This window comes from Helicobacter sp. T3_23-1059 (assembly GCF_053654515.1).
The window spans coordinates 1-827 of the sequence record NZ_JBSIUV010000176.1 but is presented as its reverse complement, the minus strand read 5'-3'; the positions used below and the strand labels follow the sequence as shown (position 1 = coordinate 827).

1 protein-coding gene is annotated in these 827 nt (G+C 32.0%); it reads left to right on the top strand.

The genetic code is table 11. The features are described from left to right. The coding region (locus tag ACWIX0_RS13910; RefSeq protein ID WP_454174574.1) for a pentapeptide repeat-containing protein at positions 1-827 on the top strand (827 nt) is incomplete at both ends.

The window sequence follows — 827 nt, the reverse complement described above, 5'->3', positions numbered from 1 at the left end:
ATAAGCTAGACAAGGCGTGTAAAAAATGGCTACAAGATAACAAACCACAAAATAAGCTAGATAAAATCATAAAAAAGCAAGATGATAAATATTATATCTGCAAGCCTTTGAGTGTAAAATATGACAATATCAATACAAACACGGAGTCTAAAGAATCTCAAAACAATACAAAATCTAACATAGAATCTAACAAAACTAATGCAAACAAATCTAGCGAGTGCGACATAAAATCCAAACGCAAAACGATATACATAAAAGATGAAATTTCTTTTAAAAATTGCGTGTTTTGTAGTGAAGTTCATTTTAAATATATCACTTTTACTCCGTTGGATTCCGTATCGCACGATAAATGCAACACAGAATCTAATAAAAATCCACAATCCCTACGCATAGATTTCCAGCATTGCGAGTTTAGAGAGCGAGTATATTTCACCAACTGCGAATTTAATGGTAATGTCTTTTTTAATCACGCAATATTTCATAAATACGCGGATTTCCACGAGAGTATTTTTAATGGCATAGTGTCGTTTTATAATGCTACTTTTAATTCTGCGCCAAATTTCTCTACTTGCGTGTTTAGCAAACTTCAAGGCACAGATTTTATCAATGTCAAAATAGAGAGTTTGGATTTTGATAAAGTTTGGAAATTTATTGATGAGTTTGCAAATGATGAAACTTATAAGAAAGAAAAAGCCCAAGCAGTAGATTCTAAAGCAATAGATAAAATCACAAAAACGCACAAACTCCGCTATGCGAGTAATGCACGCGATTCATTTCGCACGATAAAAAATGTGTTAATCGCAAATAATAATTTACTAGACGCTTCA